Raw genomic sequence first — 25,945 nt, forward strand, 5'->3', positions numbered from 1 at the left:
ACAGGAGATACCCAGGAGATACTTCATTCTGAAGTATCTCCACATGACCTGAAACATAACCTGAAACAGAGGAAAACCACCTCCCCCACAGCTCACTCAACAGCAGCCTCAGCCGGATAGACGCTGACTTTCTGCCGACGCTTGCCGTAGCGCTCAAAGGTAACAATGCCACTCACCACAGAAAACAGAGTGTCATCCCCACCGATGCGTACATTGGTTCCAGGGTGAAACTTGGTTCCCCGCTGCCGCACCAAAATATGGCCAGGATGAACCAGCTCACCCCCGTAGCGCTTTACCCCTAGCCGTTTGGCATTGGAGTCACGACCGTTGCGGGTACTGCCTGTTCCTTTCTTGTGAGCCATAATGCCTCCTAATGCAACTGTGTCTTACAGGTTCACTGGAAATCAGAGGAAATTAAACGAAATCAACATCGTGTGTGCGAAGTCTGGAGCTCATTCCCCATCCTCAGGGATCCCTGCTACTTCCCCTTCCACAGAGGTTGTCGGTTCTGCCGTGGGTTCTTCCGTCGCCAAAGAAACCCCATTCAGCTCAATAGACTCGATCAACACCCGGGTCAGTTCTTGCCGATGTCCCTTTTTCTTGCGGGTCTTTTTTTTCGGCTTCATTTTGTAAACGATGACTTTGGTGCCGCGCCGATGGTGCAAGATCCGAGCTTTGACAACTGCCTCCGAGACATAGGGATGTCCCAAAGTCACCTGCCCCTCATGGTTCACCAGCAACACCTGAGACAAATCCAAAGCGCTATCTTCGTCAGTCTCGGGTAAGCGCTCTATATCGTAAAAACGCCCTGGCTCAACCCAAAGCTGCTTGCCACCGGTTTCGACAATCGCATAAGTCATGGTTTCTCCTCGCCGTACAGGTGCCCACTTGCGGGTCTTGGAACCTGATCCGAGCGTTTACAGCGATCTCTAATGCTAACGGAAAGGTGGATGCCCTGTCACTCCATCTTTGGTTTTTGGACAGCCACCAAGCTGCGCTAAGCTGTGGAGGTTAGTTAGCCCACTTGAGTCATGGATGCAGCTGAAATTGCCGCTTTGAAAGACCGCATCAAACTGATCCGGGAGCGCCGACCGACGGTGGCTAAGCTTTTGGAAAAACCCAATCTGGGTAGTTTGCGCGTGGATGTCAACCAAGCCCTAGAAGAGATTGACGAGTTGCTCTATGAGTTCGACCAAACCTTCGGCGCTGAAAGCTAGCCGTTGATGAGCTGTTGCAGTTGCGCCAGTACCTCAGCGCTATGACGAGAGGGATGCACGATGGGGTCAATCTCCCGCAGGATCCCTTCTCGGTCAATTAAGAATGTGTTGCGCAGGGCCACATCCCCCATCCACGAGCCATAGGCTTGGCTAACCTGACCATTTGGATCCGACAGCAATGGGAACTGTAGTCCCTCTGCCGAACAGAACCGTTCGTGGGAGTCTACCGAGTCGGCACTGATGCCCACAATTTGTGCCCCCATCGCCCGGAACTTGGGCAGATCCTGCTGAAAGCGGCGGGCTTCGATGGTGCAACCTGAGGTGAAATCGCGGGGGTAAAAGTACAAAACTACCCAGTCTCCCCGAAAATCTGCCAGATGACGTAACCGCCCCGTTTGATCCGCCAACTCGAACTCGGGTGCAGGGAAGCCGATTTGAGGCAAAGGGGTGGTTCCCCACTGAGCCCAGGCAGGTTGAACAACACCGAGACCCACGAGCAACCCAACAAGGCTCAACCACCGCCAAATCATGCGCCACCCTTTGACTATCACCTGAACACCTCTTTGGGGAATCTTCTATCTAGTTTACATAACTTTACGATGTTGATTCAGGACAGCCACTTACAGAGCAACAATTGGGGGGACACCCCCAGCCACCGCCACAGTCGGTCGGTGCGCTCGATCGGGGTGTAACGAAGTTGGGAATACAGTTGCCGGGCGGGAAGATTGTCTTCTAAAACGTGCAGATGTAAACGGCGATAGCCCCACACCTGAACCACCCCTTCAGCGCTGAGCAAAAGCTGACGAGCTATCCCTCGCCGCCGCCAACGGGGCAATACCGCCAAATTGGAAAGGTAAGGGTACTTCCCATGGGCCATGACTCGCAGGGAGATTTCTACGATGCCCACCACACGGGATCCGACCGAAGCCGCCAAACAGCAGTAGTAGGGATCCCTTGAGCCCAGACGCAAGCGCAAATCCTCGCGAATGCCCAGCTTGCGAATTCGGTAGATCCAGCGTTGCAGCCCTTGGGGTGGATGGAAAACCTGAGTGAGCACCTCCGCCAACGGCTCCAAATCACTCGGTGCAGCCGGATAAACCACAAGAGAAGGTAACACAGACTGGGAAGAGGCACTCAATCATCAACCCTATGCATCTTCTTATTCTCGCAAACAACCCGCCAACAATCCCACAAACAATTAAGTGGCGACAATCCAAACGGGGCCGCCACTTGCTTGATAGACTTTGACCAGTCTGAGATTATCAATAGAACTCAAACTCAAGGAGAAAAACCTCCCGACATGATGCGAACTAACCGCATCCAGGTTTTATTTAGTTTTTCTAGCCCGGAACTGCTCCAAATGATCCAAATGAATTGGCTCAACTATTTAGCCGATAAACAATAGTCTGGCGAACTCAGTCTCTGGCCTAATGCTTATGAGCACTGGTTTCTGATGCCAGAAGCCAAGATCTAAGGCTTACGATGAACTCTCTAAATCGCTAACGTGACAGGCTGAGCCATCGATGCGATAGATATCATCTGTGATCGGTTGGTAACCGACCTCGACCAGATCTGACTTGGCAGGAGTAAACACGCGGATAATTGCTCTAGCAATCTTTGAGAGAAAGGCAAACATAGAAACCTCCTCAAGACGAGAGTGGAACCATGAATTGCTAAAGCCCGCAGCTCTTAACCACACTGAACACAGATCCCGATTCACCAGAGTCTGCAGGTTGAGGGCACCTGAACCCGATCATGGGCTTCCCAATTGTTAATCGATCATGAATGGAGACTCGAAATAGTCGCTTGAGTTTACTGAACTGGCACAACCGCTTGTCATCGCTTGTCAGCTATAGAATGGAGCGATCTCTTGTCCAAAGCGGCTCACTGCAACAAACCCCGCTGCTATCTGATTTAACTCCCATGTCCTATTTACAGGAAAACCTGTGCAAGTACCAGATGCCCTGGTTGGCGAGACAGTCACGTTCTGGAAAAGTCTGTCGTAGTAACGGATCGGAAGTTTGGATCAAAGCGTTGGCCGACAGAGAATTTTGGATTTGACCAAAGCGCAGAGTGATGTCTCGCGTTTGAAATGAAGCTGAGATATTATCCCCCTTCCTTGAATCACCACATCTCTACTTTAACCTGCGGCTAACCTCTGTACAACGCCTGGCAACTGTTCTTAATAAGCCAGATCATTCCTTTAATTTGCCTTTTTATCTTGTTTCATTTAGAGGTTTCATCTCCTTTTAAGGTGAGACAAAGCTGTTTTGCCCAGCAAAAGTAGCCTGTTTTCCTTGGGGAAAACAAGCCGACTGCAACACAAATTTGAGCAAAATACAGGAGCCTTCTTAACCTCTTCCTTGGCCCTAGATGACTTGCTAGATGACTTATCCGCTAGAAGATAACTAGAAGATGTCTTTGCACTTGTCTTTGTATTTATCTTAGGAAATGAGTCCCCTCCCCTGTCCAGCCCGGAGGTTAAGAAAACCTTAATTCCGTTGCCGTGAGCGCAGAATCAGTAAGGAAAAATAGGGTGGTTGGTAATCGGCGAGCCCCTCTAGGGTGGGAAAAAGAGCTTGTTGAGGCCATCCGGCCCAAACCACTAAGCTTGCCTGATCTAGCCAGGACTTTTCTGCGAGCCACTGCCAAACCTGCGGGTAAACAGGGGCCACTTTCATGAGCACCACCACCTCTGCCCAGGCGCACGCCTGCTCCAAGTCGCTGAGGGCAAACATGGCAGGCAAAATCGCCAATTTCTCGGATCCCATCACCAATGGGGATCCCAACAGGGCGGCGGCAGCTAGAGGAGAAGATACCCCTGGAATCGCCTGAACAGATAAGTTCGGGATCCGCTCTCGCAGGGCCTGGGCGACATAGGCGAAGGTGCTGTAGAGGCCGACATCCCCCGCACAGACAAAAGCGACATCTTCTCCTTGTTCTAGGGGTGGGGCCAGTTGCTCGGCAGCAGCCATCCAGGCAGCTTGTAACTGAGCCGAGTGGGTGACAAAGGGCAGGTGGAGGGAGAGCAGGGTTTGTTCCGGTTGCAGCCATGAGCGAACAATTTGAAAAGCTAGGCCCGGCTGACCGGCGGCACCTTGCGGGCAGGCCAACCATTTCACGGAGCGGAGGAGTTTGGCTCCTTTAACCGTAAGCCAATCGGGATCCCCAGCTCCAGCGCTAATGCCCCAAAAAGTTCCCAGTCCCATCCCCGCTTCAACAACCTAAGGGAATAGCAAACTTAGGCAGGCTCTGCATTGTCGGTGCCTGCTGCGGTCAGGTGGTCTAGGGCTTCTTGTAGAGAGCTGCGCAACGAGAGGAACTTCTCCAATCGCACCAGTTTCACGGTTTGGGTGACGCGGGCATTACTCACCACCTGGAAAATACCGGAGTGGCTCTGCACTAGCTTGGCCAACTGTACCAAAGCACCCACACCGGAGCTATCCACAAAGTCGATCCCTGTCAAATCCAAGATGATGTTGGGGGATCCCTCTTCCAAATACTTGGTGACGACTTTACGAAAGATGGGTTCAGAAAAGGCATCCAGAAGGCCGGTCAGGTGAAAGACCTGGCAGTTTTCCAGTGCTTCGTGGCTGCCGCGTAAACTGACCGTTAAAGACAGTGGTTCCGGAATGGCTCTTCTCCTTTTAATAATCTCGACAGAGGGGTACGCTCTGGATCCCGGCTGTGCAGGCCGGATCTCCGGCGTGGTGATAGCTTAACATCCTGCTTCACCTAAATTATCGCCACAAGTGGCATTCTGTTTTCCCTTCGGCCCCGTGGCAAGCCCAGAGTCCTTGAGTAGGATGGGAGCAACTTGTGTTGCGCAACAGTAACACAGATAGAGTTGCCGGATTGGAATAGAGACCTTATGTAGGATCCCCGTGTGAGGAGGGGCGAGCCGTTGGGTGAAGATCAGTGGGATAAGGACGTGCAGCAGCGACGACTCAACCTAACTTGGGTGGGGGCAGGTTTGGGTCTTGGCCTGACGGCGGCTTCTTTCGGGGCGGTGTGGGGTGCCAGTGCTTACATCCAAGGGCAGTTGTTGCCTCAGGTAGAAGAGACCTTATCGCAGGCGTTGCGGCGACAGGTGGAGTTGGGGGAGGTCACCTTCCTCGCCCCTTGGCAGGTGAGCTTGGGAGAAAGCCGGATTGAGCATTTGGCCACGATAGGTTCCATCGACCTCAGCCCTGATTTCTGGACTTGGGTACAAACGGGGGAATGGGTGCTGAACCTCACCCTTGATCAACCGCAACTGCTGATGATGGAAACCTTGGATCGCGGTTGGGCGGATATTCAGTTTCAACTGCCGCAGCCTGAGGGGGAGGGATCCCTGCCCATTCAGGGCTTGAATGTTCATCTGCGGCGGGGATCTCTGACGGCCATCCCGTTGGTGGGGGAACGGCGACAGTTTGATCAACTGCAGGCCCAGGCGCAGATTTGGTTGGCCGGGGAGCCGCAAGCTCCAGCAGAGCAAAAGGACTCCGTCCCGCTGCCGCCAACGGGAGGGCGAGCCAGTTTCCAGCTTTCCGCAAGATTGCAATCGCCGGATACTTCGGGCGGCCATCCGGTACGCCTTAGGGGGGTGGCGGATTTTCCCCAGGCTTCCGGTTCGGTTTGGGTTTCATCTCGGAGTGTACCGCTGGATTTGCTGCCCAGCCTCTTACCCCAGGTGCCTCTAACCGATGTGCAAGGGAATGCCGGTTTGGAGTTGGAGGTGGCTTGGGGTCGGGATCAACCGCTAGACCTGACAGGACAAGCTCGCCTGCAACAGGCCCGCCTTGGGCTGGAGATGTTGCCTCATCCTTTTGAGGAAGTGAGTGGTTCTGTCCGGTTTACTTTGCAAGGACTGGATCTGGAGCAGGTGAGCGGTACCTTCGGCCAACTGCCCTTCCGGGATCTGAATGGCCCGATTCGCTTCGGTGCTGAAGGGTTCGATTTACGGGCAGACCTTCCCCAGGCCAGCTTGGCGCAGGTACAACAAACTTTCGATTTTGACCTGCCCGTGGATGTGGAGGCGGTGCTGGGGGGATCCCTGACGGTGGGGGGATCCCTGACGCAGCCAGAAATCCGGGGTCAGCTTCAGGCGCAGGCTCCTGGGCGGGTGGATCGGATCCCGTTGCCGCAGTACGGTTTGGATTTTCGGTTTGCCAACCAGACTTTAGCCTTTGAGCGGATCGACTTGGCAGCTGCTGGTGGACGCATTCAAGGTTCCGGTCAGCTCCAACTAGGCCTGCGTCCCGCTGACGCGAAGGGATCCCGACTGGAGGGCTTGTTTCAACTTCAGGTGAGGGGGGCGGATGCCGAGCAGGTGGTGGGCTGGTATGGGGGCAGCTTGCCGCGCTCGGTGGGGCAGGTGTCCGGGCAGGTGGAGGTGGCTCTGATGGGATCCCAGCCACGGATCCAAGGGACTTGGGAGGCCACCGGGGGAGAGATTGCTGGCACGGGGCAAGTGCAGATTCTGCGTGCCCTGGAACCTGGGGCACTGCCGGATACCCGCGGCTGGGTGGTGGAGATTCCGCAGGCGATGTTAAGGCTGGGGGAGGGGCAGGCAGCACTGTCGGGGCAGTGGGCGCAGGGGCAAATTCAGGCGCAAGTGGCTCCGCAAAATCTCCCCTTGTCTTTCTTCAACCCAGAGTTGGCAGGATCTCTCTCGGGGGATATTACGGCTCAGGTGAACACGGCTGAAATAACGGCATCGAGTGTCTTGGCGGCATTGCGGGCAGAAGGATCTGTAGCCCTTTCTCAACCTCTAGGCGACATCAAGGGGCAGGTGGCCTGGGATGGATCCGGCTTGGTGATTGAGCGCGGAGAAGCGCTGGGGCTGGCAACAGTGCAAGGGCGGATCCCGGTGGATCCCGAAACCCTCCAGGTGGGATCCCTAGATTTGGCTGTGCAGGCAGATGAGGTTTCGCTGGCTCAGATCCCGGGTGTACCCGACCCGGTGCAGGGGGTTCTGCAGGGTTCCGGTCGAGTACAGGGATCCCTGGATGATTTGCAGGTGCAGGGGGATGCTCAGCTACGGGGCCTGACTCTGGGGGGGATCGGCTTTGAGGATATGGCGGGGCCTTTTCGCTGGTCTAGGCAAGGGACAGAGGTGGCTTTGCAGGGGCAAAGAGACCAGTTGGCGCTGAGTTTGGATCCCCAGTTTCAACCGCTGCAGTTCCGGGTGCGCCGGGGAGAAGCGGAGGCAATCGGTCAGCGACAGGAAGACCTTCTGCAGGTAGGGGTGAACCAGTTGCCCTTGCCCCTGGTGGCTGGGTGGGTGGCAGAAGGGCCTTTGGCCAGCTTGGAAGGGATCCTCAGCGGCGATCTGGCCATCAACCTCAGGAATCGCGCTGTACAAGGGCGAGCCTCCGTCGCGGATCTGCGCTTAGCAGGCATTGAGGCGCAAGGGTTCTCTCTGGATTTCGACTATCGGGTGGATCGCCTTACCGTCACTCAAGCGCGGTTGGATTTGTTCGAGAGCACCTACACCGCTAGCGGTACGCTGCGTCTGCCGGAAGCCCCCCTCCTGGCCCGCTTGGATCCCAGCCGCGAAACCCCTGTGCCTCAGATCGAACTGCAGATCAGTACCACCCAAGGCCGCCTGGAAGATATCATCTCCACCTTTAAGTGGCGGCAATGGAGCGATCTGACCCGCCGCGGCTTCCAGTTACCCCCCCTGCGTCCTGCGTCGGTGTTGGAGAGCGAACCGGTAGGTTTACCAGAACACCCTCTGGTGGAGCAGTTACAGTACTATGCTCAGGTTTTGGCCACCCACCTGGAAACCTTGGCCAGCCGCATGGATCCCTTGATTCCGCCCCCCAGCAGCTTGCGGGGTGAATTCCAGGCCAGTGTCACCCTTGCCGGTGGGCTCAACCAGCCCAGTGTCAGCTTTCAACTGGATGGACAGAATTGGCAAGCGGAAGAGTTTGGGATAGAGAACCTCACCGCTAGCGGCAGTTTTGCCGATGGGGCCGTGATGTTGGAGCCGCTGCTGTTGCGCAGTGGAGAACGGCAGGCCAGCTTCTCCGGCACTTTGGGCCTGAACGAACAGTCGGGATCCCTGCAAATTCAGGGCTTGCCCCTGACCTTGGTGGATCGCTTCTTGCCGGATGAGCTGGAGCTAGAGGGGGATCTGAACCTAGATGTGGAATTGGCGGGTAACCTGCGGGATCCCCATGCCACCGGATCCCTGACGGTGTTGAATGCCCAGATCAACCGGGTGCCGCTGCGGGAGGTAGGGGGCCAATTTGACTACAATCAAGGGCAGTTGCGCTTCAATAGCACCCTCTTGGCCAATGGGGACGAGCCAATCCGCATGGTTGGTTTTGTGCCCTACACCCTCCCCTTTGCTGAGGTTCGGGCCGAATCCGATCAGATCGATCTCACTTTACAAGCCCAAAATGGCGGTCTGCGGCTGATCAACCTCTTCACCGATCAAGTGCACTGGGAAGGGGGACAAAGCCAACTGGAGCTGGCTATCCAGGGCACTTTGCGAGAACCCAGCCTGCGGGGAAATCTCAGCGTCAGCGAAGGGATCCTCAGCTTTGCCGCCCTACCGGAGCCGATCACCAATCTGACGGGGCAAATCGCCTTCAATCTGAACCAACTGGAGGTGCAAGAGCTAAGTGGACAATTCAGCCAGGGATCCCTCCTGGTTAATGGCATTTTGCCCACCAACTCCCGCGGGGCGCTGCAATCGGGGGAAGGGTTCCAACCCTTGAGCTTGCAATTGCAAGGGATCAACCTTACCTTGCCCAATCTCTACAGGGGTCACCTGGAAGGGGAAGTGGTGGTGGCGGGCTTGCTGTTGCAACCTCTGATCGAGGGCCGCTTGCAAGTATCGGAGGGGATTGTGGATGTTAGTCCCCGCAATGGTGCTACCCCAGAAGGGATCCCGTCGGATCCACCCACCTGGCAGCCCCGCCTGAATGGGCTGGAACTGGCCTTGGGATCCGGTATTCAAATTCTGCGTCGCAATCTATTTGAATTCAACGCCTCTGGCAACCTACGCCTTTTCGGCACCCCCCAAGATTTGCGCCCGGCGGGCACCATCACCCTGGAGCGAGGCCGGGTCGCCTTACCCATCGCCGCCTTTCGCTTGGATCGCTCCCGACCCAACATGGCTGTCTTTGATTTGGATAATGGGTTGGATCCCTTCTTGGATCTGCGCTTAGTGACTCAGGCGACCGAGGTTTACCGTTTCCCGCAGGATATCTCCCCCTTCGACAACAACCGCAACGTATTGGGATCCCAGCAGAGCATCGATATTTTTGCCACGGTGAATGGCCGGGCCAGCGAGCTAGGCGAAGCGGATCCCCGCAATGGCATTTTGGCCCTCTCCAGTAGCCCCAGTCGCTCGCCAGAAGAGATCGTCGCCCTCCTGGGGGGAACGGCTTTGGCCCGTCTGAATGCGGAAGTGGGGGTGGCGGGCTTGGCGGGAACCGCGCTTCTGAACGACCTGCAAGAAGCCTTGGGTGATACCTTAGGTCTGGATGAAATTCGCCTCAGCCCTGTCCCCCAAATCGATACTCGCGCTCCCAATCGCTCTTCGGTGGGGCTGGCTCTAGAAGTAGCCAAAGATCTTGGCTCCACCATGTCCGTATCGGTGCAGCGGAACCTGACGGATCCCTTCCAGCCCACCCGCTACAGCACCCGCTATCGACTGAATGAGCAAACCCTCACCCGTGCCAGTACAGATCTAGAGGGCAACAATGTCATTTCTGTAGAATTTGAGACCCGCTTCTAATAAGGATCCTTCCCTGGGCCTGACCATTCAAGGCTAGAATGCAAACCGACTCTAAGTTTTGTAACGACCGTGGGATCAGGGATCCCTGGTGCGGTTTCACCTGTTGAAACTTAAGGGGTGAATCCCCAGGGTTGGACAGAACACTGAGTCAGTGACCGGAAGATCGAGGAATGGTGATGATGGTACTGGGTTGGGGATTAAGCCTACTGGGTCTGGCGCTGCTGAGCGGGATCGGCCTCTATCTGCTCAGTGCCCGCCCCTACCAATCGGCGGATTCGGTGGCCAACTCCTACGACCAATGGACCGAAGACGGCATTCTGGAGTTTTACTGGGGAGAACACATTCATCTGGGCCACTATGGATCCCCGCCGCAACCCAAAGACTTCTTGGAGGCTAAAGCAGATTTTGTCCACGAGATGGTGCGCTGGGCTGGATTGGATCAGCTGCCCGCTGGAACACGGGTGTTGGATGTGGGCTGTGGGATCGGGGGTAGCAGCCGCATTCTGGCCCGTGACTATGGCTTTTCGGTGACCGGGATCACGATCAGCCCCCAGCAGGTGAAACGGGCGCAAGAGCTCACCCCCCCAGGGTTGGATGTGCAGTTTTTGGTGGAAGATGCCCTGGCTATGTCTTTCCCAGACGGTAGTTTTGATGTGGTTTGGTCGATCGAAGCCGGCCCCCACATGCCAGACAAGGCTCTATTTGCCAGAGAGCTGTTACGGGTGCTCAAACCGGGCGGCATTCTGGCCGTGGCGGATTGGAACCAACGGGATGACCGACAACAGCCTCTGAACGGATGGGAACGTCTGGTGATGCGACAGCTGTTGGATCAGTGGTCTCATCCAGCTTTTGCCAGCATTGAAGGCTTTGCAGAACTGTTAGCTGCAACCGGATGGGTGGCAGGTGAGGTGATCACCGCCGATTGGACAGAACCGACATTGCCCTCCTGGCTGGACTCGATTTGGCAAGGGATCCGGCGGCCCCAGGGTTTTCTGCGCTATGGCTTGGCGGGATTCCTGAAATCTGTTCGGGAAGTACCCACGTTGTTGCTGATGCGCTTGGCCTTTGGAGTCGGCCTGTGCCGGTTTGGCATGTTTCGAGCAGTGCGGGCCAAGGCCTCTCCCCATTCCCAGGCAAACTCTGCCAGCTTGGCAACCCCCCTCTAAGAAATCCCCGGCATCTTTCCCGACAGTACCCCCATGCACTCCAAAACTTCCCATCGTCTTCTGGTCTGTACCACCTTCGGCTCTACCTGGGTCAATGGCCAGCGACAGGGCAAAAGCCGGGGGGAAACACTTTGGGATCATCTGCAAACCCAGCTGGATTGCCTTGACCCGGCCATTCAGATACATCCGGTGGAGTGCATGAGTGCCTGTAGCCACGCCTGTGTCATCGCCTTGGCTGCCCCACAGAAAACCACCTACGTGTTTGGGGATCTCTCCCTTGAGGACGATGAGAGCATTTTCGCTACAGCAGCCCTCTACGCCAGCAAAACCGACGGCATCCTGCCCTGGGCGGATCGCCCACACTCAAAAAGGGGGTTATTGCCCGCATCCCGGCCCTGGGTTAAAAGCCTGGACACCCAGAGCTGGATACCTAGAAACGATGCCGCGGATCCCGGCTTAACGGTTTTCCGAGTAAGGGATCCCGTTTTTACTGCAGGTAGGGGGTTACATCTTCCCCCTGCTCAGCCAGAAATGACAAAGCCCGAAACCGTAAGCCCGCCACTTGGTCGTACAGGGGGTTGAGCTTGCACATGGGAGGAATGTGCATAACTTTGTGGCCAAATAGCACTACATCTCGCTCAAAGGGACACTGAGCAGGGATCCACTGACAAACCAAGTGAGCTAAATGGGGATCCCGGATTTTAAAGTTGTCGATCATGGTTCGAATCGGTCGTAACGGGGCCTGCAACCAGTCACGTAGGCGAACCGTCGACTTGAGGCGCAAAGAAGTCATGGAAACAGTCAGCTCCTGAGGAGCTTTGCGAGCACGTTGCAAGGAAATTGTTGTGGAACCCATAGGTCTTCACCTCACACCCTGAAGGAGCACCACTCCTTCTGAATTGGCTAGTCGCTACGTAAAGAATCGATAGATCTCTGTATCAAGGGAAACATTGATTACATCCCCTCTCTTAGTTTGCCCCTCCCAATCGAAAACTGGCTTGTGTAAAACAAAATCTCCGACCAATGTTGTAGAGCTACACATTTTGTCTTCAAAAGTTAATATGTAACGATAACTACAAAAACCTCCTGAGGCGCTCGGTTGTCGGGACTTTGTCTGGGGAGATGTGTCGGTACGTTACCCTCCCTATTCCTGTTATAGAATTTACCGCTGGCTTCAAGCCAGGGGGATCCTCGCAGTTGAGGTTACAGCCTTTTCCAGCAATACATACTACAGCCGATGCAGGCCAACCCCTTGTCCGACAAAAATTTCTTCTTGACCTTGTGTCGTGCCTGAGGTTGGAAAAGGCTGTACCTTGACTCGCTTAGGAAGGAATTTTCTCTTGATCAAAGTTGGTTTACTACAGTCGTTACGGAGCATAACGATTGTCCAATTCCACCGAAGGGGCGTTCTAGAATTCCAAGGGAGATTCCAGTCGGGATCCCAGTTCTACCCCCTTGCTTGGGAGCCTCCCCATGAAATTGGCCTATTGGATGTATGCTGGCCCTGCCCACATCGGCACCCTCAGGGTGGCCAGCTCCTTCAAAAACGTTCATAGCATCATGCATGCTCCCCTCGGAGATGACTATTTCAATGTGATGCGTTCCATGCTGGAGCGGGAGCGAGACTTTACCCCTGTTACTACCAGTGTGGTTGACCGGCATGTGTTGGCGCGGGGATCCGACGAAAAAGTCATCAACAACATCACCCGCAAAGATGGTGAAGAACAGCCGGATTTGATCGTTCTCACCCCCACCTGTACCTCCAGCATCTTGCAGGAAGATTTGAACCACTTCGTCCAGCAGGCCCAGTTGGTCAGTCGCTCCGATGTGTTGCTAGCGGATGTGAACCATTACCGTGTCAACGAATTGCAGGCAGCGGATCGCACTCTCAAGCAGATTGTCGAGTTCTACATCACCAAAGCCCGCAAAAATGGGGAACTAAGCGACTCTCCTTTCAAGACTGAACGCCCCTCCTGCAATATTCTTGGCATTTCCAGCCTTGGGTTTCACAATGCCCACGACCTGCGAGAGCTGAAAGTGTTGCTGCGGGATCTCGGCATTGACCTCAACCTGGTGATCCCGGAAGGGGCCAGCGTGCATGAGCTCAAACACCTCGGGCGGGCCTGGTTTAATGTAGTGCCCTATCGCGAACTGGGGCCACTGGCGGCTCATTACCTACAAGAACAATTTGGCACCCCGTTTATTGATACTTGCCCGATGGGAGTCGTGGAAACCGCCCGCTTCATTCGCCAGGCACAAAAAATCCTAAATGAGCAAGGGATCCTGGTCGATTATGAACCCTACATTCAGGAGCAAACCCTGCATGTTTCTCAGGCCGCTTGGTTCTCTCGATCCATCGACTGTCAGAATCTAACCGGCAAAAAAGCGGTGGTCTTCGGGGATTCCACCCACGCTGCGGCGATCACCAAAATTTTGGCCCGTGAGATGGGGATCCATGTGGTTTGGGCGGGTAGCTATTGCACCTACGATGCCGAGTGGTTCCAAGCGGAAGTTGGCGAGTATTGTGACCAGATTCTGATGACCGATGATCACACTCGCGTTGGGGATGCCATTGCCCAAGCAGAACCGGCGGCAATTTTTGGTACTCAGATGGAACGCCATGTTGGCAAGCGTTTGCGCACCCCTTGTGGCGTTATCTCAGCCCCTATTCATGTGCAGGATTTCCCGATTGGCTACAAACCCTTTTTGGGCTATGAAGGCACCAACCAGATTGCCGACTTAATTTACAACTCCTTTACCCTCGGCATGGAGGATCACCTACTGGAGATCTTTGGTGGCCACGATACCAAAGAAGTAATCCACAAGGGCCTAAGTGCCGATTCCGACATCAACTGGACTCGAGAAGCCCAGATGGAGCTGAACAAGGTACCCGGTTTTGTGCGGGGTAAGGTGAAACGCAACACCGAGAAATTTGCCCGTGAACGGGGTTTGACCGAGATCAGCGTGGAAGTGATGTACGCTGCCAAAGAGGCTGCCGGGGCCTAATTGGTGCGCACCACTACCCGCACGGGATCTGACAGACTTACCACAGGCGGATTGCTATAGCTGCTGCCTACCTGCAAAAAAACCGTGAAGGAAGCAGGCAAACTCGGCTGCTGAGTGGGCTCCTGCGGCAGAAGACTGACACCGTTGCTGCTGCTCGACCCACAGCCAGCCAAAATCAGGCCTAATCCTAACCCAATTGCGAGCTTACTCATCATTAACCTCACTATTAACTTCACTGCAAAACCACTTGAAAACCGATTGACCCACTCACCCCCGCCGGGATCCCATCGGGCAGAGTCACCACCACCGCTCCGTTGCGATTGGTTCCCTGACAAGCGGCAGGAACGGGTTGCCCAGCCGGGATGAACTGTGTTGTGAAATCTCGGCTGGCCACCCCAGCGATTATCACTTGGGTACTCGCCTGCAGCGGCAGTTGCGGTGAGCTGAAGGCCAGTCCCTCCGGCACCAGCACACACACTTGCACCGGAACCCGAATTGGCCCACCCAAGTTGCGAAAATCAAAGACTACCCCCCGCAACTGGTTGGCCTGCACCTCCAAAGTCGGGATCCCCTCTTGCCGGGTTTCTTGCACAATCAACCGGGCAGGATCCCAAACCAAACGACCCGCCGGGGGACGGTTGGGGGATTCTGGGGTCGGGGTGGGAGTTGGTTCAGGGGTCGGGGTAGCTGTGGGTGTCGGGGTGGGAGTTGGTTCAGGGGTCGGGGTAGCTGTGGGCGTCGGTGTCGGGATTGGCGTGGGTGTGGGCTCGGGTGTCGGGGTGGGAGTTGGTTCAGGGGTCGGGGTAGCTGTGGGCGTCGGTGTCGGCTCGGGTTCTGTCAGAGCACTTTCAAAGGCCCCGATATCGCAGGTGGTGCTAGCCGGCTGGGGACGAGTCACCCCTCTTTGGTCGAGGTTATTGATAGGGGCTGCTGCACAGATACCAGGGTCTGCGGCCTCTAGGGCGGGGCTATTGGCTACCAAGGCCAGGGTCAGAACCGGTGTTCCCGGCAGAACCCCAGCAAAGATCGTGGTGCCATTGGCAGCTAGGGTGGTCTGCAGAACCGTGGAAATAGCCCCAGTTGGCACAATGTTCCCTGCCACGGGGCAACCACCAGCATTGCCACTGACGCCAAAGACATTCTTGCTGCCGCTGATGCTGCCGGAACATTCTTCATTGCCGGCAGAACCCGTGTTGCCAGCGATAATACTGTTGTTCACCGTCGCTGCGGTAACGGCACGGATCCCGCCGCCGCCGAAGTTTGCGCTATTGCCACTCAGGGTGCTGTTGCTCACCGTTGCGGTATTGGCACGGATCCCGCCGCCATCGAAGTTTGCGCTATTGCCACTCAGGGTGCTGTTGCTCACCGTCGCGGTAACGGCAAAGATCCCGCCGCCATAACTGCCTGCGCTATTGCCACTCAGGGTGCTGTTGCTCACCGTCGCGGTAACGGCAATGATCCCGCCGCCATCGAAGTTTGCGCTATTGCCACTCAGGGTGCTGTTGCTCACCGTCGCGGTAACGGCAATGATCCCGCCGCCATCGTCTCCTGCGCTATTGCCACTCAGGGTGCTGTTGCTCACCGTTGCGGTATAGGCACGGATCCCGCCGCCATCGTCTCCTGCGCTATTGCCACTCAGGGTGCTGTTGCTCACCGTTGCGGTATAGGCATAGATCCCGCCGCCATCGTCTCCTGCGCTATTGCCACTCAGGGTGCTGTTGCTCACCGTTGCGGTATAGGCATAGATCCCGCCGCCCACGTCTCCTGCGCTATTGCCACTCAGGGTGCTGTTGCTCACCGTCAGGGTGGTGCCGCTACCTGCCCGGATGCCACCACCGTCGCCAGCAGTGTTTCCATTGCTGATGGTCAGTCCCTCAATCTCTACACTGAGGTTATTCCCAATATCAAACACCCGAACTAAATTATTCCCACTTACCTCTAGGTCGGTTGCTCCTGGCCCGTCAATCACCACATCTTCAGTAATCGTCGGTAAGGCAGTGACCAGGGTAATGATTCCTGTGACGCTGAAATCGATGGTGTCAACAGTAGGAAGAGAATCCCCTGCTGTGCAGCCTTGCACTGCGGCATTGGTATTGGCCGCTTCGATGGCATCCCGCAGCGTACACTGCCCGGCTACAGAGCCTTGATCCAGGCTGTTCACCGTGATCGTTGCCGCCTCTGCCATTCCCGCCCACAGCACCAGTGTCGCCAGCGGGGATCCAAGCAGGAGCAACATTTTCCACCATCTGGCTAGCTGTCGCCGGTGAGACAGGGCTGGCCTGCCCGCAGAGAAAATCATTAGAACCACTCCTCACTCAGGGTTAAAATTTGGCAAAACTTTGCTGCCGCAACGTTTCACTGCCTCAAGATGAAGAGCATCTCTAGGTTTGTATTTCACAAGGAGCAACAAACTTGCCGTTTCAATTTGAACCTGAGGTGCAAAATATCAACAATTGGCTCATTTGGCAACCGGCACCCTCGACATGGATACCTCGCTCTGTCACGGCTACCCTTTTCCAGCATTATCTGAGGCAGCAGATTCAGGTCAATCCCTTGTCCATAAGGTTTTTTGCGTAGCTCAAGGGCCTGTGTGAAGCCGGAAAAGGCTGTCAGTCATCAAAGTTATTGGATTGTCATTTGATTGTGTTCCCCCCATTCTTGTTATGCAAACCGCTGCCCCCCCCCGACCTACCCTGCTCACGATTACCCCCATTTGGAAAGATGGGATCCTCTATGGCTGTGGTCTGTTGGGATTGGGGCTGCTCATGCTCCACACCAGCGGGGAGATGAATGCAGCAACTGCGCCAGTATCGGGCTGGTTTTTGCCGGCGGTTTTGCTGGCCACCCTGCTTGGGGGAATGGGGTGTTGGGGCTTGGGCCGACGGGGGCAGGGCTGGGGGCCTCCCTTGCTGATTTTGTTGTTGGGGCTGGTACTGACGCAAACCTTGCTGGTGGGCTATCGGGTACCACCGGGGTTGATGCCAACCCCAACGCGGGTAGTACGGGCAATGTGGATGGCGCGGGCTGCCCTAATGCGGGATGCGGTGCAAACTTTTGTTCGACAAGCGTTGGTGGGGTTTGGCCTGGGGGTGGGATCCGGGCTATTGCTGGGGGGGATCTTGGCTCGTTTTCAGAAGATCGAGCAAGGAGTTTTGCCCTATTTGGCGGCCCTCTCTAGCATTCCCATCCCGGCTTTGGCCCCGGTGATGGTGGGGGCTTTTGGCATCGACTGGCCTTCAAAGGCAGCAGTGGTTGCGGTGGTGGTGCTGTTTCCGGTGGTAATCAACACGGTGCGAGGGTTGCGTTCGGTGGATGCGAGCCAATTGGATTTGATGCGCTCTTACGGAGCCAGTGCTGGGCAAGTGTTTTGGCAGGTGCGGATCCCGCAGGCTTTGCCCTATGTGTTTAATGCCCTGAAGTTGGCGATGACGCTGGCGATGATCGGGGCGATTGTCGGGGAATTTTTTGCAGCACCAGGATTTGGCCTGGGGTTTCGCATCAAGATCGAGGCGGCCCGCTTTAATTTCGACATTGTTTGGGCCGCGATCCTTTATGCCACTGTCATCAGCACCCTGGCCTATGGGTTGATTTTAAGGATCGAAAAGCGCCTTACCTTTTGGCACAGTTCCATTCGCTCTGAGGGGCATTGACGCTTCTGGTGACTCCCGCTCTACAACGTGGCGGGGCTTGTCCACACCAAAAGGGCGATCACCCCATCCCAAGCCAACAAAAGCAGAGCAAAAAAGCCCAAAAGCGCATACATCCAAGGCTGTACATAGGGGCGCAGGCTATCCACTTGTATTCCGGTGTGGCGCTGAACTTCAGCCAACAGACGCTTGAACCCAGCTACCCGCATGGGCAACAGCACACAATCTCCAGCTTGAGTGACCCAGTAGTAAACTACCCCCCCCTGACTGGTGGATCTCGGCTCTATCCGTTCCACATCAGACCACTGCACTTGCCATTCTTGCCGCAAAAAAGCAGGCACCCAAGCGGGATAAGTGGCTCGCATTCCCTGGTCATCTACATTGACTTGTTGACTGAGGGATCCTAGTAGCAAGCCCCACCCTATCAGCAGCGCCACCAGCAGGGATCCCACCCAAACGGGATCCGCCTGTCGGGAGAGCAACATGGGCAGTGGCAGCACCAAAGCCCAATAGAGCGCTTGAATGGTATAGCGAATTAACGGGGATAGAGGAAAGCCCATGGCCGAGGGAGAAAGCTGCCTTTGCTAGCTTAGCCAACCCGAGTAGACCTGTTGTGGAAGCTGAGGGTTGATCGCCAGGCATACCCCGGATCAACCCCGCAAAAGAACCCAGCACGGATGTCGAGCAGGTTTGCTCATACCCGATGGGATGCCTGAGTTAAGTTGGTTGGGCAGCAGCTCTTTATCTATTCTCCGTCGGGATCCAAATTTCCTTTCTGATTTTCTGATACTTCATCTGATACCCCACTTGGACATCCCACCATGACCACCTTTTACCGCGCCACTGTTCAAGCCGGTGCCCGCACCCTGCCCGGCCATTACTATGTCTCTCCCAGTCGTTTTGAGGCGGAGATCGAGCAGATTTTTTATCGAGAATGGTTCTGCGTGGGGCGCAGCGCCGATCTGGCTCAGCCGGGGGATTTCTTGCAGGTACAGGTACTGGGCGAAAGTCTGATTTTGGTGCGGGATCCCCAAGCTCAGGCCCATGCCTTTTTTAATCACTGTCGCCATCGCGGCACCCGTCTGTGTAGCGAACCGCAAGGGCATTTTTCGGATGGGATCCCCTGCCCCTATCATGCCTGGCGATATGGGTTGGATGGACATCTGTTGGCGGCCCCACAAATGCAGGAGGTGGAAGATTTTCGTCGGGAAGACTATCCCCTCCACTCAGCCGCCCTGGTGGAATGGGAGGGATTTATCTGGGTGAATCTCAGCCGCGATCCCCAACCTTTTAGCGAGACTTTTGCCCCGTTACAGAGGCGCTTTCGGGAATGGAACTTGTCCGCTTTGCGACGAGGATACCGCATCGAATACGACATTCACGCCAATTGGAAATTGCTGTTTGAGAACTATTCGGAGTGCTACCATTGCCCCCTGATTCATCCGGAATTGGCCCGTCTTTCTCCAGCCCGCAGCGGACGGAATGACCTGATGGAAGGCCCTTTTTTGGGGGGGTACATGTTGCTCAACCCGGATGTCACCAGCCTGAATATGAGCGGCCAACGCACCTTGCCCCTGATCTCCACTGTGGAGGATGAGAACCAAAAGCGGGCCTACTACTACACCCTCATGCCCAACCTGTTCTTGAGCTTGCAGCCCGATTACGTCATGACCCATACCCTTTGGCCTCAAGGGCCGGATCGGACGCGATTGGTCTGTGATTGGCTGTTTGAACCGGAGACTTTGGCCCAAGAACACTTTGATCCGAGCGAGGTGATCGAACTGTGGGATCGCACCAACCGACAAGACTGGCACCTCTGTGAGCTGACCCAGCAAGGGGTGGGATCCCGTGCCTACGAGGCCGGACCCCTCTCTCATGCGGAGGGGTTGATCCAAGCTTTTGGGCGGGAGTATCGCCGCCAGATGCAGGAGTAGCCCATCCCTCTTGAGGGTAAAGCAGCGTACAGTGTTGGCACACGGCTACCTATGTCGATCTTTTGGGGAGGTATCGGATGACCCATAGCAGCTACCAAGATGGCATCGAAGCGGTTCAAGCTGGGGACTTCCAGGCGGCCATTCAAGCGTTTCGGCAGGTGCTCGCCTCCGACCCCACCCACACCGAAGCTCGCTACAACCTGGCCTGGGTACTGGGCATGAGCGGTTATCTGGATCCTGCTCTGGCGGAGCTCGAAGCGGTTTTGGCAGCAGATCCCAACCACCCAGAAGCCCACTACAACCGGGGGGCACTCCTTTTGCAAAAAGCCCAGTTGGAAGCGGGTATGGATGGGCAAATGGATATCCCCACCCTGCAGCAGGCGGAAGCAGCCTTTCAGGCGGTGATGCGGTTGGATCCCTCCGATCAACGGGCCTATGCCTTTCTCAACTTGGTGAAACGGGCCATTCGCAATTACCAGAAGGACTCTGCAGCGGCATCTAACCCATCTAACCGTAGTGTTCCGTAAACCCTTTCACCAGCGCCTCTATCGGAGCAATGCTGGGATCCCCTAGCTCGCCTTCTGCTTCTTGAGAGACCTGCTGCACCACTTCGGGGGGAAGCTGAAGCTTAGCCACCAACTGCTGGAAGGCATCCAACTCTTCCAGATTCACCACAGGTTCTTCCGGGCTGCGGGCACTGGCGGCAATCACCAGATAGCCCAACTTGAGGATCATACGCTTTTCGGCCTCATCGCTAATCTTGGGCAACACTTCATCCAACGGGATCCGCTGGACAAAGTACTCCCGGATTTGTTTGGCCAAGCTAGCCTGCTGACTGGGATCCGGAGCAAAATGTTGGGACAGTTGCTGGGCCATCAGCTCCACTTCGTCAACCTCTAGGGCACCATCTGACCAGGCCATGGCCGTGACGGCTCGTAAGAGATTCATTTGTTTGGGGGTAATGCCGGGCGGGGGGGGAGTGGGCATTGCATCCTCCTGAAAAGCTCACCTGCCAGTGTAGGAGGGGATCCCTGCCGGTGCTCATTAAATTTGTTGTCTAGTGGGGGCTGGTGGTGTCCTTGCTTCTGAAGACTCCGTGCTACCAGTCGGATGGGCTCTGGCATAGGGTGGGCATCTCAGCATACGATGGAAAGCTGAATACCTGATGGTTGCAGAAAACTCCATACGCGGTCTGTCCCTAACAGCCTTGGAGAGGTGTCCGAGCGGTTTAAGGAAGCAGTCTTGAAAACTGTCGTGGTTCACGCCACCGTGGGTTCGAATCCCACCCTCTCCGTATCATTCGTTGTGGCTTACGACGCTTTTTTTCTGGCCAGATTGGAGGTTCCCAAGGCCTCACCCCAGAGATGGGATCCGCTGCAAATCAGATGAGCCCCCATCTATTCTAAGGGCATCTCCGCTTGAGAAAGCGCTACCGCGAGATCCATAGGATTAAAACGGTTCATCGCTATAGGTAACCCCTCTCGTAGGCAGCACTCTACAGCTTCGACAGCCGTATTCAACACCTGCTCCAATACCTCCTTCTCCTGCGGGCTAAACCCTCCTAACACATGCCCGACCACATCTTTCGAGCCCTTAGGTTTACCAACTCCCAGGCGCAGCCGCGGGAAGGATTCACCCCCCAGGTGCTGAATTAGCGACTTCATGCCGTTGTGCCCCCCGGCAGAACCGGATCCCCGCAAGCGCAAGCGCCCCAAAGGCAGATCCATATCGTCATACAGAATCAGCACCGAGTCGGGATCCAATTTGTACCAATCCAAGACTGCTCTGACCGATTGGCCGGAACGATTCATATAGGTTTCGGGTTTGAGTAGGCGTCGCTTTCCCCCTAAGGCAAACCCTTCGCCATAGATCCCTTGAAATCGTTTTTCCGTAGCTAAGGGGATCCCCCAGCGTTGTGCCAGCCGATCCACCACCATAAAGCCGCAGTTGTGGCGCGTGTCCGCGTATTGAGCACCAGGGTTGCCCAAGCCAACGATGAGTTGTGGGGCAACCGACTCTGTAGAAGTGGGATTGACCTGGGTCACAGATTTCCTCCCGTCCTCGGGCTAAAGTGAGGCATCAGTGTTATTTTTGTTGCTTCGCACGGTTCAGAAACCTAACTAAGCTGGGTAGGGCCACAGTGAGGCTCCCTGCATCGGCGCCATTGACTCCACTGCCGTTCTATTGTGAACCGATTCTGACCAGAGAACTAGTCATGCACAGCCTGCACACCAATCCGAGTATTCACCCCAGCGGAACCGAGGCGGAGCCACTAGGAGCCAGCGGCGGGAATGCGCTGCACATGAGCCATCGCCTGATCCAAGTGGGCATTGCCCTCTCTTCCGAAACGGATTTGGGGCGGCTGCTGGAGCTAATCGTGCAACAGGCCAAAGAACTGACCCGTTGTGATGGCGGTAGCCTTTTCATCCGCGAGGGAGAAGAACTGCGCTTTTTTGTGGTCAGCCGCAATGAAGATCTGCGGGATCTGCGGATGCCTTTGAGCCCTTCCAGCATTGCTGGCTATGTGGTGCTGACGGGGGAAAGTCTGAATTTGCCCGATGTTTACGAGTTGCCCCCCCACTTGCCCTACGCTTTTAACCGCCAGGTGGATCAACAAACCGGATATCGCACCCGCTCTCTGCTCACTGTGCCGATGCGGGATCCCTCAGGGCAGGTGATCGGGGCTTTGCAGCTGTTGAACCGCCTCAAACCCAATCACCCCAACCCTTTGGAGCCCGGCCAAGTGGCGGAGTGGAGCCAGCCCTTTTCTGGCCTAGAGGCCAGTGTAGCGGAATCTCTGGCTTCACAGGCGGCGGTGGCCTATCAAAACGTACAATTGCGCGAAGAACTGAAATCCGCCCATTTTGAGACGATCTTCTGCTTATCTCTAGCGGCGGAATACCGGGATCAAGATACCTCTTTTCACCTGAAGCGGATGAGCAACTACTCCCGCATCATCGCCAAACATTTGGGTCTTTCTAGCCGTGAGCAAGAGCTGATTTTCTATGCCAGCCCCATGCACGATGTCGGCAAAATCGGGATCCCGGATGCCATTTTGCTCAAGCCAGGTCGCTTTACCCCGGAAGAACGGCTGATCATGAACCGACATCCGGAAATTGGCTACGAAATTCTCAGCAAATCCGATTCGGAACTGATGAAAAAAAGCGCCATTATCGCTCTCACCCACCACGAGAAGTTCGATGGCAGCGGCTATCCGCGTGGGCTGAAGGGAGAAGACATTCCCCTGGAAGGGCGGATTGTTGCCTTGGCAGATGTATTCGATGCCTTGGCTAGCCGTCGCCCCTACAAAGAAGCCTGGGACTTAGTGGATATTTTTCAGTTGGTGGAAGAAAGTACGGGCAGCCATTTTGATCCACAAGTGGTGGCGGCTTTTGACCGAGGCCGCAGCGAAATTCTGGAGATCTACCATCGCTATCAAGAGCACAGCTGAGAATTCCAGCGTTTTGTTTTCCGAGCCTTGAAGAAGAACCCCTGAAGCTGGTTTTCCGCCAAATGTCGTAGCCAGATAGCTCCAAGGCAAGGCAAACTGAAGGTGTTGGCTCATCCGTACTGGACTGACCAATAAATGTGTTGCCCTACACATTATATATCCAATGGATGCAGAGGATCCCTGCAATGGCTGCCCTGATCAATCCCCCGACTCTGTCTGTCAATGCCAAGCTGCGCGATCTGAGTTTGATCGATTTTCAGGTCAGCGAGTCTACCCCCTGTGAAAACATCGTCCGTCGCCTAGAGGACGACAGCAGCCTTTCGGGGGTGATCGTGGTGGATAGTCTGTCGCGGGTGCAGGGGATGTTGACTCGCCGCGCCATTTTGGAGTGGATGCTCAGCAAACCCTACGGGCTGGATGTCTTTCTGAAGCGACCCATCAGCTCCATGGTGGAGTTTCATCAGCGGGGGTTTTTGCTGCTGCCTGGAGATAGCGATGTGATCGAGGCGGCCAGCCGGGCTTTCCAAAGGCCGGAAGAAACCATCTACGACCCGGTGGTGGTGCAACTGGGATCCCATGAATACCGCCTCTTGGATGTGCCTGTGTTGTTGGTCGCACAAGCCCAAGTGCATCTGGCCACCCAGCAGAAACTGCGGGAACAGCAGCAGGAAATGCAGTTGGTGTTGGTGGCCCTCGAACAGGAAAAAAATCGTAGCCTGCAATATGCCCAGGATCTGGAGCGGCAAAAAGCCGAGATCCTCAGCCAAAATCTGGCCCTAGAGGTAGAACGTCGCCAAGCCCAGGAACGTTCGGAAGAGTTGGCCCGCCTCAATGCCCGCATTCTTGAAATTAGCGCGGTGCTCTCCGAAAAAGGCCAATCCACCTTTGCCGCTACCTTCGAGGGAGTAGAAGCCGTCCGCAGTCTCACGGGAGAGATCACCGCCAGCAGTCAGGAATTGTCCCGCGAGCTGAGAGAGATTGGCACCATCGTCGATTTGATCGTAGAAGTGGCCGGGTATATTCGCCTACTCTCCTTTAATGCCGCTGTAGAGGCCAATCGCAGCAGCAGCAGTGTCGGCGGGTTTGGGGCCATTGCGCAGGAAATTCGCAAATTGGCGGGGCGTACCACCGAAGCCAGCAACCGCATTCGCAGCCTGGCAGAGCGCATTCAACGCAAGAGCCAATCAACGCTGCAGTCGGCCCAGGCAAGCTCTGAGGTAGTGCAGTCTCTCTATCAGCAGGCCCAGTCAGCCCAGTCAGCTCTAGAGCAGTTACAAACCTTGTTGGAACGAGCCCAGGATTAGCCTTTGGCAATACGGAAGCCCTGCTGAAGGCGGCAATAGGCCTGAAAATCAGCTTGTGATCAACCTTTTTCGTTAAGCGGATCCACCCAACGGCCATCGGCTTTGATCAGCTCGATCAGCTCTTTCACCCCATCCGCCTCCGGTACCTTTTTCACCTCTTCTTTGCCGCGGTAGAGGGAGATGAAGCCAGGATTTTTGCCAACGTAGCCATAGTCGGCATCGGCCATTTCTCCGGGGCCATTGACGATGCAGCCCATCACCGCAATATCCAGACCCACCAGATGCTGGGTGGCGGCGCGAACCTTGTGCAGCACCTCCTCTAGGTTGAACAGCGTCCGACCACAGGAAGGGCAAGCCACATACTCCACCATCGTTTTGCGCAGGTTCAGGGCCTGCAAAATGCTGTAGGCAACTGGAATCTCTTTTTCCGGCGCTTCTGTCAGAGAAACGCGAATGGTATCGCCAATCCCTTCGGCCAAGAGGGTGCCGATCCCCACCGCCGACTTGATCCGGCCATACTCCCCATCGCCCGCCTCGGTCACCCCCAGGTGGAAGGGATAGTTCAAGCCGAGAGAGTCAAAACGCTGGGCCGCTAGACGATAGGCCGCCAGCATCACCTGCGGACGAGAAGCCTTAAAAGAGAGAACCAAATTGTGAAAGTCTTGTTCTGCGCAGAGCTGGGCAAATTCTAGGGCCGATTCCACCATGCCCTCGGGTGTATCTCCGTAGGTGAACAGCATGCGCTCCGCCAGGGATCCGTGGTTGACCCCGATGCGCATCGCTTTGTTCTGATCTTTAAGGGTTTGCACCAAGGGGGTGAAGGTTTCGCGGATCTTGTTGCGGATGGCCTCAAATTCAGCTTGGGTGTATTCGGTGCGACCGGGCTGAGGTTTTTCAAAGACAAACAGGCCCGGATTGATGCGCACCTTATCGACGTATTTGGAGACTTCCAGCGCAATTTTGACGCCATTGTGATGGACATCCGCCACCAAGGGCACCGGCTTGTAGGTTTGGCGCAACTTGTCCCGAATCGTTTCCATCGCTTTGGCGTGAGCCATGCTTGGGGTGGTCACCCGCACAATTTCGGATCCGGCTTCGTGCAGACGGCGGATCCCGGCTACAGCCGCTTCGATGTCGAGGGTATCTTCGTTGATCATGGATTGCACCACCACTGGGTGCTGACTGCCAATCAACACATCGGCTACCGCCACAGTTCGAGTCGGGCGACGGGGGTAAACAGGTTCTGGGTAAGGCTGCTGAGCAGAGGCGATGGGCCGATCCAGGGTTTGCATGGCTTGCTTGGGGCTAAGAAGGGCTACTCTAGCTTGATTGTAGGCGGAAATTGCCGCAGAGCCGGGCGGGAGGTGCTGTCATAAAACCCTGTCACGAAACCCTGAATATCTCCGCCCGATCTCCTTTTTGGCTGGCCTCTTTATCCAATTCGGCGGGATCCCAAATGATGTGGTGATGTCCATCACTGGCGGTT

General features: G+C 55.7%; 23 protein-coding genes and 1 tRNA gene. 11 read left to right on the forward strand and 13 right to left on the reverse strand.

Annotation, left to right across the window (positions count from 1 at the left end):
* Positions 1–92: 92 nt before the first annotated feature.
* Together rpmA and rplU are read right to left on the reverse strand one after the other, a co-directional pair.
* Complete coding sequence (gene rpmA, locus L1047_RS15225; RefSeq protein ID WP_235279851.1) at positions 93–362, reverse strand: 50S ribosomal protein L27; 270 nt, start codon at positions 360–362, stop codon at positions 93–95.
* 90 nt (positions 363–452) lie between these two features.
* Entirely contained in the window at positions 453–860 is a 408-nt protein-coding gene (rplU, locus tag L1047_RS15230) for a 50S ribosomal protein L21 (RefSeq protein ID WP_235279852.1), read from the reverse strand.
* Between the two features lie 171 nt (positions 861–1,031).
* On the opposite strand from rplU, the gene L1047_RS15235 reads away from it, so the two are divergent.
* Positions 1,032–1,217: a hypothetical protein gene (locus L1047_RS15235; RefSeq protein ID WP_235279853.1), complete on the forward strand. Its 186-nt coding sequence runs from the start codon at positions 1,032–1,034 to the stop codon at positions 1,215–1,217.
* Here L1047_RS15235 and L1047_RS15240 read toward each other — a convergent pair.
* From L1047_RS15240 to L1047_RS15255, 4 genes are all read right to left on the reverse strand, one after another.
* A complete protein-coding gene (locus L1047_RS15240; RefSeq protein ID WP_235279854.1) occupies positions 1,214–1,747 on the reverse strand; it encodes a peroxiredoxin in 534 nt (177 codons plus the stop codon). The genes L1047_RS15235 and L1047_RS15240 overlap by 4 nt on opposite strands.
* 77 nt (positions 1,748–1,824) lie before the next feature.
* Positions 1,825–2,355, reverse strand: coding sequence for a GNAT family N-acetyltransferase (locus L1047_RS15245; protein WP_235279855.1), 531 nt, complete (start codon positions 2,353–2,355; stop codon positions 1,825–1,827).
* Between the two features lie 1,354 nt (positions 2,356–3,709).
* Positions 3,710–4,426, reverse strand: a complete 717-nt coding sequence (locus tag L1047_RS15250) for a precorrin-2 C(20)-methyltransferase (RefSeq protein ID WP_235279856.1) — start codon at positions 4,424–4,426, stop codon at positions 3,710–3,712.
* Positions 4,427–4,458: 32 nt separating this feature from the next.
* Entirely contained in the window at positions 4,459–4,932 is a 474-nt protein-coding gene (locus tag L1047_RS15255; protein WP_443081738.1) for an STAS domain-containing protein, read from the reverse strand.
* A 216-nt stretch (positions 4,933–5,148) separates the two neighbouring features.
* Between L1047_RS15255 and L1047_RS15260 the strand changes: the two genes are divergently transcribed.
* The 3 genes from L1047_RS15260 (at position 5,149) to L1047_RS15270 (ending at position 11,699) form a co-directional block, all read left to right on the forward strand.
* Positions 5,149–9,951 (forward strand): translocation/assembly module TamB domain-containing protein, encoded by a 4,803-nt coding sequence (locus L1047_RS15260; RefSeq protein WP_235279857.1) that lies wholly within the window; start codon positions 5,149–5,151, stop codon positions 9,949–9,951.
* A gap of 176 nt (positions 9,952–10,127) precedes the next feature.
* Complete coding sequence (locus L1047_RS15265) at positions 10,128–11,117, forward strand: methyltransferase domain-containing protein (RefSeq protein ID WP_235280099.1); 990 nt, start codon at positions 10,128–10,130, stop codon at positions 11,115–11,117.
* A gap of 33 nt (positions 11,118–11,150) precedes the next feature.
* Positions 11,151–11,699, forward strand: a complete 549-nt coding sequence (locus L1047_RS15270) for a DUF1636 family protein (protein WP_235279858.1) — start codon at positions 11,151–11,153, stop codon at positions 11,697–11,699.
* Here L1047_RS15270 and L1047_RS15275 read toward each other — a convergent pair.
* Positions 11,605–11,973, reverse strand: coding sequence for a Mo-dependent nitrogenase C-terminal domain-containing protein (locus tag L1047_RS15275; protein ID WP_235279859.1), 369 nt, complete (start codon positions 11,971–11,973; stop codon positions 11,605–11,607). The genes L1047_RS15270 and L1047_RS15275 overlap by 95 nt on opposite strands.
* Before the next feature lie 617 nt (positions 11,974–12,590).
* On the opposite strand from L1047_RS15275, the gene bchB reads away from it, so the two are divergent.
* The gene (gene bchB / locus L1047_RS15280; protein ID WP_235279860.1) at positions 12,591–14,123 is read left to right on the forward strand and encodes a ferredoxin:protochlorophyllide reductase (ATP-dependent) subunit B; all 1,533 of its coding nucleotides are present in this window, start codon (positions 12,591–12,593) and stop codon (positions 14,121–14,123) included.
* Here the strand turns inward: bchB and L1047_RS15285 are convergent.
* Both L1047_RS15285 and L1047_RS15290 read right to left on the reverse strand, forming a co-directional pair.
* Entirely contained in the window at positions 14,120–14,335 is a 216-nt protein-coding gene (locus tag L1047_RS15285; protein WP_235279861.1) for a hypothetical protein, read from the reverse strand. The two genes, bchB and L1047_RS15285, sit on opposite strands and share 4 nt — an antisense overlap.
* Positions 14,336–14,355: 20 nt before the next feature.
* Positions 14,356–16,359 carry a choice-of-anchor Q domain-containing protein gene (locus L1047_RS15290; RefSeq protein WP_235279862.1) on the reverse strand — a complete coding sequence of 668 codons (2,004 nt, stop codon included), beginning with the start codon at positions 16,357–16,359 and terminating at the stop codon, positions 14,356–14,358.
* A 427-nt stretch (positions 16,360–16,786) separates the two neighbouring features.
* On the opposite strand from L1047_RS15290, the gene L1047_RS15295 reads away from it, so the two are divergent.
* Positions 16,787–17,773 carry an ABC transporter permease gene (locus tag L1047_RS15295; protein ID WP_235279863.1) on the forward strand — a complete coding sequence of 329 codons (987 nt, stop codon included), beginning with the start codon at positions 16,787–16,789 and terminating at the stop codon, positions 17,771–17,773.
* 20 nt (positions 17,774–17,793) lie between these two features.
* Here L1047_RS15295 and L1047_RS15300 read toward each other — a convergent pair whose 3' ends face one another.
* Complete coding sequence (locus L1047_RS15300) at positions 17,794–18,330, reverse strand: hypothetical protein (protein WP_235279864.1); 537 nt, start codon at positions 18,328–18,330, stop codon at positions 17,794–17,796.
* A 261-nt stretch (positions 18,331–18,591) separates the two neighbouring features.
* Here L1047_RS15300 and L1047_RS15305 point away from each other — a divergent pair, with 261 nt between their 5' ends.
* On the forward strand, positions 18,592–19,704 hold the full coding sequence (locus L1047_RS15305; protein WP_235279865.1) for an aromatic ring-hydroxylating oxygenase subunit alpha: 1,113 nt from the start codon (positions 18,592–18,594) through the stop codon (positions 19,702–19,704).
* Between the two features lie 77 nt (positions 19,705–19,781).
* The gene (locus tag L1047_RS15310) at positions 19,782–20,231 is read left to right on the forward strand and encodes a tetratricopeptide repeat protein (RefSeq protein WP_235279866.1); all 450 of its coding nucleotides are present in this window, start codon (positions 19,782–19,784) and stop codon (positions 20,229–20,231) included.
* On the opposite strand, the gene L1047_RS15315 is transcribed toward L1047_RS15310, so the two are convergent.
* Positions 20,212–20,691, reverse strand: a complete 480-nt coding sequence (locus tag L1047_RS15315) for a tellurite resistance TerB family protein (RefSeq protein ID WP_235279867.1) — start codon at positions 20,689–20,691, stop codon at positions 20,212–20,214. The genes L1047_RS15310 and L1047_RS15315 overlap by 20 nt on opposite strands.
* A gap of 222 nt (positions 20,692–20,913) precedes the next feature.
* Here L1047_RS15315 and L1047_RS15320 point away from each other — a divergent pair.
* A tRNA-Ser gene (locus L1047_RS15320) sits at positions 20,914–20,998 on the forward strand.
* Positions 20,999–21,101: 103 nt separating this feature from the next.
* On the opposite strand, the gene pth is transcribed toward L1047_RS15320, so the two are convergent.
* Entirely contained in the window at positions 21,102–21,749 is a 648-nt protein-coding gene (gene pth / locus L1047_RS15325; protein WP_235279868.1) for an aminoacyl-tRNA hydrolase, read from the reverse strand.
* Between the two features lie 170 nt (positions 21,750–21,919).
* Here pth and L1047_RS15330 point away from each other — a divergent pair, with 170 nt between their 5' ends.
* Positions 21,920–23,155: an HD domain-containing phosphohydrolase gene (locus tag L1047_RS15330; protein WP_235279869.1), complete on the forward strand. Its 1,236-nt coding sequence runs from the start codon at positions 21,920–21,922 to the stop codon at positions 23,153–23,155.
* 185 nt (positions 23,156–23,340) lie between these two features.
* Positions 23,341–24,459 carry a methyl-accepting chemotaxis protein gene (locus L1047_RS15335; RefSeq protein WP_235279870.1) on the forward strand — a complete coding sequence of 373 codons (1,119 nt, stop codon included), beginning with the start codon at positions 23,341–23,343 and terminating at the stop codon, positions 24,457–24,459.
* Positions 24,460–24,518: 59 nt separating this feature from the next.
* Here the strand turns inward: L1047_RS15335 and ispG are convergent, their stop codons facing one another.
* Entirely contained in the window at positions 24,519–25,751 is a 1,233-nt protein-coding gene (gene ispG, locus L1047_RS15340) for a (E)-4-hydroxy-3-methylbut-2-enyl-diphosphate synthase (RefSeq protein ID WP_235279871.1), read from the reverse strand.
* Positions 25,752–25,945 lie beyond the last annotated feature (194 nt).

Origin of the sequence: Synechococcus sp. Nb3U1, assembly GCF_021533835.1 — a bacterium.
In the GTDB taxonomy this organism is placed as follows: Bacteria; Cyanobacteriota; Cyanobacteriia; order Thermostichales; family Thermostichaceae; genus Thermostichus.